This window comes from Kitasatospora sp. NPDC004799 (assembly GCF_040609095.1).
Taxonomy (GTDB): domain Bacteria; phylum Actinomycetota; class Actinomycetes; order Streptomycetales; family Streptomycetaceae; genus Kitasatospora.
This window is the reverse complement of the sequence record NZ_JBEXJK010000372.1, coordinates 1-8,158: the sequence shown is the minus strand read 5'-3', so window position 1 is coordinate 8,158 and position 8,158 is coordinate 1. Positions and strand designations below refer to the sequence as shown.

Below are 8,158 nucleotides of genomic sequence, written 5' to 3'. Positions count from 1 at the left end.
GGGAGCACGCCGGCGGCATGTTCCAGAAGGTCGACCGTGACCTCCGGATCGCGAGCCCCTTAGCGGACTCCGCGAGCAGGCGCTGGGCGCGGCCCGGAGCGCGGCGGAAGCAGCGGCGCGAGGTACGGCGCGAGGTACGGCGGGGAGTGCGACGGTGGTGCGGCGCCACGGGCAGCGGCCCGAGGGGTGCGTGCGGTGATGCGGCCACGGTCGGAGTCCTTCCGACGGCCGACGGCGCCCGGGGGCGGGATCGGCGGCGGGACTGCTCCGGACCAGGTTCGCACGCCCCGACCGGCACGGCACGTCGAGCCCGTCACGCCCTCCCGCCGCCGCCCCGGCCTCCCGCGCTCAGGTCCGCAGCACGACCTTCCCGACCTGCTCCCCGCGCTCCAGCACCCGGTGCGCCTCGGCCACGTCGGCCATCGGCAGCACCCGGTCCACCACCGGCCGCACCACCCCGGACTCGACCAGCGGCCACACGTGCTCGCGCACCGCCGCCACGATCGCCGCCTTCTCCGCCAGCGGCCGCCCGCGCAGGTTGGTGGCGATCACCGCCCCGCGCTTGCGCAGCAGCGTGTTGAGGTCGAGCTCGCCCTTCACCCCGCCCTGGAGCCCGATGATCACCAGCCGCCCGTTGACCGCCAGCGCGTCCACGTTCCGCTGGAGGTACTTGGCGCCCATGATGTCCAGGATCACGTCGGCCCCGGCCCCGCCGGTGGCCTCCCGGAGCGCCTCGACGAAGTCCTGCCCGCGGTAGTCGATCAGGATGTCCGCGCCCAGCTCGGCGCACCGCGCCAGCTTCTCCGGGCTGCCCGCGGTGACCGCGACCCGGGCACCGACCGCCTTGGCCAGCTGGATCGCCATGGTCCCGATCCCGCTCGCGCCGCCGTGCAGCAGCACCGTCTCGCCGGGCCGCAGGTGCGCGGTGAGGAAGACGTTGGACCACACCGTGCAGGCCACCTCGGGCAGCGCCGCGGCCTGCTCCACGGACAGCCCCGCGGGCACCGGCAGCAGCTGCCCGGTCGGCACCGCGACCCGCTCGGCGTAGCCACCGCCGGCCAGCAGCGCGCACACCTCGTCGCCGACCGCCCAGCCGGACACCCCGGGCCCGAGCGCGACGATCCGCCCGGCGCACTCCAGCCCCGGGTAGGGCGAGGCGCCGGGCGGCGGGTTGTAGAAGCCCTGCCGCTGGAGCAGGTCGGCACGGTTGACGGCGGTGGCCGCCACCTCGACCAGGACCTCGCCCGCGGCGGGCACCGGGTCGGGCACCTCGGCCCAGACCAGTGCCTCGGGACCGCCGGGTACGGGAATCGTCATCGCATGCATGCCCCGAACCTACTGCTCCCCGGGGCGGTTCCCCGGCACGGCTCAGCCGACCGGCACGCCCAGCCGGTCGGCGAGGCCCAACCGGCTGGCCCGGCCCAACCGGCCGGCGAGGCCCAACCGGTCGGGCGGCTCAGCCGGTCGGCGCGGCCGCGCTGGACTTGATGACGATCACCCGGTCGGTGAGCTGGAGCACCGCGGCCTCCGGCTCGGTGTAGTTGAGCACCCGCCGGCCCCGGACCACCGCGACCACCAGGTCCGCGCACTCGCGCGGGCTGTGCCCGGCCTCGGCCCGGGTGACCGGGCGCTCCACCACGTCCAGCCCGTTGCCGTACGTCAGCAGGTCCTCCATCACCGCCCCGGCGTGCGGGCTGAGCATCGACATCCCGAGCAGCCGCCCGGCCGAACTGGAGCTGGTCACCACGACGTCGGCGCCGCTCTGCCGCAGCAGCGGCGCGTTCTCGTCCTCCCGGACGGCGGCGACCACGGTGGCGGCCTTGTTCAGCTGGCGGGCCGTCAGCGTGATCAGCACCGCGGTGTCGTCCCGCTCCGGGGCGACCACCACCCGCGCGGCGGTGGGCAGTCCGGCCCGCACCAGGGTGTCGGTGCGGGTGGCGTCGCCGACCACCCCGACCAGGCCGTGCTGGGCGGCGTGGTCGACCACCTTGCGCTGCGGGTCGACGACGACGATCTCCTCCTTCTTCACCCCCTGTCCGAGCAGGGTGTCGACGGCGCTGCGCCCCTTCGTCCCGTAGCCGATGACGACGGTGTGCTCGCGCACGGTGGACCTCCAGCGGTTCAACCGCCATTGCAGGCGGGTCCGTTCGGTGAGCACCTCCAGGGTGGTGCCGACCAGGATGATCAGGAACACCACGCGCAGCGGGGTGATCACGAAGATGTTGGTGAGCCGGGCGCCGTCGCTGTACGGGGTGATGTCGCCGTACCCGGTGGTGGAGAGCGTCACGGTGGCGTAGTACGCCGCGTCCAGGAGGCTGAGCCCGCCGCCGGCGTTGTCGTTGTAGCCCGACCGGTCGAGGTAGACGATGAACGTGGTGGCGACCAGGACGGCGAGCGCCAGCAGCAGCCGGGAGCCGACCTGCCGGACGGCGGGCGCGGTCCGCCGGGCGGGCAGCACGATCCCGGCGTCCGCCCACGGCTCGGTGCCGGGCGCGAGGTTGCGCCGGATCCGGTTCACGGCACCTCCAGCAGTTCGACCGTCTCCCCCGCCGCCGCCCCGCCGGGCGGCACCACGGCCAGCGCCTCGGCCCGGGCGAGGCCGCGCAGCATCGCCGGCCCGTCGAAGGCCAGCGGCCGGACGCCCTCGGCGGTCCGCCGGACCGGCTGGAGCCGGGTGTCCGTACGGTGCCCGGGCAGCGGGGCCGCGGCCGGGGCGAGGGCGGGAGCGCCGACGGTCCGCCCGCTGCGGGCGTGCAGCAGCGGCAGGACGAGGGTGACCGTCCCGGCGACGGCGGCCAGCGGGTTGCCCGGCAGGCCCACCAGGTGGCGCCCGCCGGGGAGTTCGGCCAGCAGCATCGGGTGCCCGGGCCGGACGGCGACGCCGTCCACCAGCAGCCGGGCGCCGGCCTCGGCGAGCGCCCGGTGCAGGAAGTCGACCGGTCCGGCGGCCGTTCCGCCGGTGGTGACCACGAGGTCGGCGGTGGAGTGCCGCAGCGCGTCCCGGAGCAGCCCGAAGTCGTCGCGGACGTACCCGACTTCGGCCGGCTCGGCGCCGGCGGCCCGCAGCCAGGGCGGCAGCAGCGGCCCGAGCGCGTCCCGGACCAGGCCCGGGCCGGGCACCCCGGTGGTGAGCAACTCGTCGCCCAGGACGAGCAGTTGGACCTCCGGACGGCGGTGGACCGGCAGCCGGTCGTGGCCGCAGGCGGCGGCCAGCCCGAGCACGGCCGGCCCCACCGGCGTACCGGCCGGCAGCAGCTCCTCGCCCCGGCGGCACTCCTGGCCGCGCGGACGGACGTCCTGGCCGGTGGTCAGCGGCTGCGGGCCGCGGTCGTGCAGCAGCGCGCCCTCCGTCCGCCCGTGCTCACGGCGCAGGACGGCGGTGGCGCCGGGCGGCAGCTGGGCGCCGGTGGCGATCTCCACGGCGGTGCCGTCGGCCAGCGGCACCGGCGCGGCCCGTCCGGCCAGCACCCGGCCGGCCACCCGCCACGGGCCGGGGCCGGCGACCGCCCAGCCGTCCATCGCGGAGGTGTCGAAGGCGGGCAGGTCGGTGAGCGCGCCGAGCGGCTCGGCGAGGGTGCGGCCGAGCGCCTCGGCCAGCGGGACCGACGCCCCGGCCAGCGGTACCGACGCCCCGGTCGGCGGGCGCAGCCCGGCCCGGCGCGCGGTCTCCCGGGCTCGGGGCCAGCTCAGCACGCCGGGGCCGGTGGGCGGTGCGGCCGCGGCGGTCCGTCCGACCGCGCTCACGGCTCGCCCGGCCGGTCGGCGGCGCCCCAGCCCTCGGCGAGGGCCTCGGTCCGCCGGGCCGCCTCGGCGACGGCCTGTGCCCCGCCGCCCTGCCGGGCGGCCGCGTAGCCGATCAGGAAGGCGGTCAGCGGCGCGGCCGGCCGGGCCACCCCGTGCGCGACCACCCGGGCCGTGTCGAGCAGACCACGGACGTCGACGTCCAGGTCGATGCCCAGGTCGGCCTTGACCTCGGCGATCCAGTCATCCAGCGTGCGCTCCATGCGCCCATGCTGCCCGATCAGCGGTTCCCCGAGGTGTTCGCCCCGTGTGCGGCGCGCGTCGTTTCGCTCACACGCCGACGGCGGCACCGGTGGGGTTCAGCTCCGGTCGCGCTCCCGGGCCTGCTCCAGGTCCTCCCAGGTGTCGCAGTCGTACGCGACGTTGTCGGTGTCGGCCACCCGCAGCCGGGCCAGCCCGCTGACCAGGCGGCGCAGCGGCTGGCCGGCCGGGTCGCCGAGGGCGGCCAGCGCGGCGCGCAGCGGGGCGGTGCGGTAGGCGGCGGCGAGCGGCTGGTCGCGCCCGCCCGCGTCGACCAGCACGGCGGCCTCCGCGTGCGCCCCGGCCTCGTCGAGGGCGGTGGCCAGCCGTTCCACCGTCCGCCGGTCCAGGAAGGGCAGGTCGGCGGCGAGCAGCAGCACGGTGTCCGCGGTGACCAGGTCGAGCCCGGCCGCGACGGCCGCCACCGGCCCGCCGCCGGGCGGCTGCTCCCTGGTCCAGCGGACGCCGCCGTGCGCGGTGGGCCGGGCCGGGCCGACCACGACGGCGGTGCGGGCGCCCGCGCAGGCGGCGAGCACCCGGTCGAGCAGGGTGGTCTCGCCCACGGTCAGTCCGGGCTTGTCGGCCCCGCCGAGGCGCCGGGCGGCCCCGCCCGCCGGGACGATCACGTCGTACGGCGTCATGCGGCCAGTATCCGCCCTACTCCGGCGTGCCCCCGCCGTCCTCCGGGCCTTCCCCGCCGTCCTCCCGGCCTTCGTCGGCCGTCTCCGCGCCCTCGGCCGCCCGGGCGGTGTTGGCCGCCGCGCCCAGGGTCAGGAAGGACGGCAGGGTCAGCTCCCCGTACCGCTCGTTCATCGCCGTGACCAGCGCCTCCGGGTCGTCCGGGTGCTCGGCCAGCAGCCGGTCGAAGTCCTGGAGGTACTCACCGGTGAAGGCCAGCACCCGGGCGGCGTCGTCGCCCTGGTCCGGGGCCCGGTGGCCGGCGATCACCCGCTCCGCGCCGAGGTCGGCGATCCGGCCGAGGTTGTGCCCCCAGGTGGTGCGCTGGGCCGGGGTGGTGTCGGCGGTCCAGACGTGGGTGCCGTTGTGGACGAAGTCCCCGGCGATCACGGTGCGGATGCTGGGCACGTGGACGACCGTGGAGTCCCCGCAGTCGGCCTGGCCGAGCAGGAGCACCGGGATCACCTGGCGGTCCAGCATCAGCGGCTGCGGCAGCAGCGGCGCGGGCACCAGCGGGTGGTCCGGGATGTCGTCGCCGTACACCGGCTTCCACTGCGCGACCTTGGCGGCGACGGTGCGCCGGATGCCCTCGACCACGGCCGGGGCGGCCAGCAGCTGCGCGTCGGGGAAGAGCCGCAGCACCTCCTCGGCGCCGAAGTAGTGGTCCGGGTGCTGGTGGGTGACCACGACGGCGAGCAGCCGCCGGCCCTTGCCCGCGACCCACTCGGCCAGCTCGCGCCCGGCGCTGCGGGTCAGCTGGGCGTCCACCAGGATCGCGGTCCGCTCGCCGAGGATCAGCGTGGAGGTGGCGAAGAAGGCCGACTCGGGGCCGGTGAAGACGGCGACCTCCAGCGGCCGGGCCGGCGGCCCGGGCTCCGGCGGCTCGCCGGTGGCGGCCGGCCCGGTGGCCCCGGCGGGCGCACCGGGAGCGGCCGGTCCGGCCTGGGCACGCTCCGCGCCGGCGCTCTCCTCGGGCGGGGACGTCGTCACGGGCTGCTCCCTCTGGTCGGCGGTCGGATTCCCTGCGCCCTACAGCATGGGAGCACCGGCGGCCGAATGCGCGGAAGGCGCGCCCGGCGGGGCGCGCCTCCGATCCACGTCACACCGGGGCTCAGACGGCCAGTTCCTTGGCCCGGCGGGCGGCCTGCTCCAGGGCCTGGGCCTTGGACGCGGCGGCCTGCGGGACGAAGTCGGCCATCGCCGGGACGGCACCGGCCAGGGTGAACTCGGGGACGATGAAGTCGACCTCCAGCCCGAGCATGCCGGTCAGCACCTTCTCCAGGTAGGTGGTGACGAACTCGAACGGCTCGCGCGGGGCGCCGGGCGCGTACGAGCCGCCGCGGGAGGCGACCACGGTGACCGGGGTGCCCTTGGCGGACGGCGCCTCGCCGGCGGTGCGGCCCACCAGGATCACGTGGTCCAGCCAGGCCTTGAGGGTCGACGGGATCGTGAAGTTGTACATCGGGCTGCCGATCAGCACGGCGTCGGCCCGCTCCAGCTCGGCCATCAGCTCGTCGCGCAGCGCGAAGGCGGCGGCCTGCTCGGCGCTGTGGGCCTCGGCGGGGGCGAACCCGGCGCTGATGCCGTGCGCGTCCAGGTGCGGGAGCGGGTCGACGGCGAGGTCGCGGTAGATCACCGTGCCCTCGGGGTGCTCGGCCTGCCAGGCGGCCCGGAAGGCGGCGGTGACCTCGCGGGAGACGGAGCCGTCGGCGATCGCGGAGGAGTCGAGGTGCAGGAGCGTGGGCATGGCGGGGCCTCCATGGGATAAGTAGCTGCTGATTTCGCTGCAACTGCAAGTACGGTAGCAGCTTACTTTTCTGCAGTCACTAGTGGTGGGTCGAGTACGCTTGACCCATGGCCGAGCACGAGGCAGTGACCGACGGAGTCCCGATCGCCACCGACGCGTGCGCCGCCGCCGAGGACCCCGGCCGCTGCGGCAGCATCGACCTGGCCCTCAACCGGGTGTTCACCCTGCTCGGCAAGCGCTGGACCGGCATGCTGCTGGGCGTGCTCAACACCGGCGGCCCCGCGTACTTCTCCGAGCTGCGCCGCACCGTCCCGGGCATCAGCGAGCGGATGCTCTCCGACCGGCTGACCGAGCTGACCGAGGCCGGGCTGGTCGTCCGCGAGGTCGACGCCGGCCCGCCGCTGCGGGTCAGCTACCGGCTCACCGAGGGCGGCGCCGCGCTCCGGCCCGCGCTCACCGAGCTGGCCGTCTGGGCCGACCGCTACCTGCCGGAGGGCGCGCTCAGGAACGGCTGCTGAGCCGCCGCACGCCCGGAACCGGCCTCCGGACACGCGAAAGGGCCCGACCGCCGTTCCGGCGATCGGGCCCCTCGTCGTTCGTTCAGTGCTTGGCGCCGCCCCGGCGCAGCCCGGCCAGCCGGTCGGTGACGCCCCAGGTGGTCACCCGCCACAGCGCCTCGACCACGATGTTGCGGCTCATCTTGGACGCCCCGAGCTCGCGCTCGACGAAGGTGATCGGCACCTCGGCGACCTTGAACCCGGCCTTCACCGTGCGCCAGGCCAGGTCGACCTGGAAGCAGTACCCGGCCGAGGCGACCTCGTCCATGCCCAGGCCCAGCAGGGTCTCCTTGCGGAACGCCCGGTAGCCGCCGGTGACGTCCCGGATCGGCACGCCGAGCATCAGGCGCGAGTAGGTCGAGCCGCCGCGCGAGAGCAGCAGCCGCGACTTCGGCCAGTTCACCACCCGGCCGCCCGGCACCCAGCGCGAGCCCAGCACCAGGTCGGCGCCGCGCAGCGCGCTCAGCAGCCGGTCCAGCTCCTCGGGCTGGTGCGAGCCGTCCGCGTCCATCTCGACCAGGACGTCGTAGCCGTGGTCGATGCCCCAGCGGAAACCGGCGAGGTAGGCGGCGCCCAGGCCCTCCTTGCCCTTGCGGTGCAGGACGTGGACGTGCTCGTCCTCGACGGCCAGCTTGTCGGCCAGCTCGCCGGTGCCGTCGGGGCTGTTGTCGTCGGCGACCAGCACGTGCGCCTCGGGCACGGCGGCCCGGACCCGGCCGACGATCCGCTCGACGTTCTCCGCCTCGTTGTAGGTCGGGATGATCACCAGGACCTTGCCGAGATCAGCAAAACTCTGCTGGTTGACGGTCACGTACAAACCTCTCGGCCGATGGCGGGGGGTCTCGGAACACCGGCGCCCGCACTCTGGAACGCGGCTCCGCCGGCAACCCGCCGGGGAGGACCCCGGTGGCGAACTGCGCGCAGGGCGGAGGCTACTGCGTCCTGGCATCCTACTACCGCGCCGGGAACCGCCGGTCCGACCGTGGCACTCCCACCTGGTGCCCACCGTTTCCCCTCGGGCGACACCGTTCGGTTAGGGTCTGTCTCTTGGATTTTGTCGGATCAGGGCGCGGCGTTGGGGTGCGTGCATCGCAAGGCGGAGGAGGGAGCCACTGCGGAGCATTGGCGACCGACG

7 protein-coding genes and 1 pseudogene are annotated in these 8,158 nt (G+C 75.8%); 1 reads left to right on the top strand and 7 read right to left on the bottom strand.

The genetic code is table 11. From position 1 onward, the window contains the following. Positions 1-348: 348 nt before the first annotated feature. From ABZW03_RS32550 to ABZW03_RS32525, 6 genes and pseudogenes are all read right to left on the bottom strand, one after another. Positions 349-1,326, bottom strand: coding sequence for an NAD(P)H-quinone oxidoreductase (locus tag ABZW03_RS32550; protein WP_355266369.1), 978 nt, complete (start codon positions 1,324-1,326; stop codon positions 349-351). Positions 1,327-1,456: 130 nt separating this feature from the next. Further along, complete coding sequence (locus ABZW03_RS32545; protein WP_355266375.1) at positions 1,457-2,461, bottom strand: NAD-binding protein; 1,005 nt, start codon at positions 2,459-2,461, stop codon at positions 1,457-1,459. 53 nt (positions 2,462-2,514) lie between these two features. Then, positions 2,515-3,648, bottom strand: coding sequence for a molybdopterin molybdotransferase MoeA (locus ABZW03_RS32540; protein WP_355266372.1), 1,134 nt, complete (start codon positions 3,646-3,648; stop codon positions 2,515-2,517). Positions 3,649-3,740: 92 nt separating this feature from the next. Continuing rightward, positions 3,741-4,682: pseudogene (locus ABZW03_RS32535) on the bottom strand (NTP transferase domain-containing protein). A gap of 16 nt (positions 4,683-4,698) precedes the next feature. Beyond that, entirely contained in the window at positions 4,699-5,709 is a 1,011-nt protein-coding gene (locus tag ABZW03_RS32530) for an MBL fold metallo-hydrolase (protein WP_355266366.1), read from the bottom strand. 121 nt (positions 5,710-5,830) lie between these two features. Beyond that, entirely contained in the window at positions 5,831-6,466 is a 636-nt protein-coding gene (locus ABZW03_RS32525) for an NAD(P)H-dependent oxidoreductase (RefSeq protein ID WP_355266364.1), read from the bottom strand. A gap of 107 nt (positions 6,467-6,573) precedes the next feature. Here ABZW03_RS32525 and ABZW03_RS32520 point away from each other — a divergent pair, with 107 nt between their 5' ends. Next, positions 6,574-6,984, top strand: coding sequence for a helix-turn-helix domain-containing protein (locus tag ABZW03_RS32520; protein WP_355266361.1), 411 nt, complete (start codon positions 6,574-6,576; stop codon positions 6,982-6,984). A gap of 82 nt (positions 6,985-7,066) precedes the next feature. Here ABZW03_RS32520 and ABZW03_RS32515 read toward each other — a convergent pair whose 3' ends face one another. Then, positions 7,067-7,834 carry a polyprenol monophosphomannose synthase gene (locus tag ABZW03_RS32515; protein WP_355266358.1) on the bottom strand — a complete coding sequence of 256 codons (768 nt, stop codon included), beginning with the start codon at positions 7,832-7,834 and terminating at the stop codon, positions 7,067-7,069. Between the last annotated feature and the right edge of the window lie 324 nt (positions 7,835-8,158).

Coding starts and splice junctions, on each gene's coding strand:
- ABZW03_RS32550 (WP_355266369.1), bottom strand. CDS start 1,326: ATGCATGCGATGACGATTCCCGTACCCGGCGGTCCCGAGGCACTGGTC.
- ABZW03_RS32525 (WP_355266364.1), bottom strand. CDS start 6,466: ATGCCCACGCTCCTGCACCTCGACTCCTCCGCGATCGCCGACGGCTCC.
- ABZW03_RS32520 (WP_355266361.1), top strand. CDS start 6,574: ATGGCCGAGCACGAGGCAGTGACCGACGGAGTCCCGATCGCCACCGAC.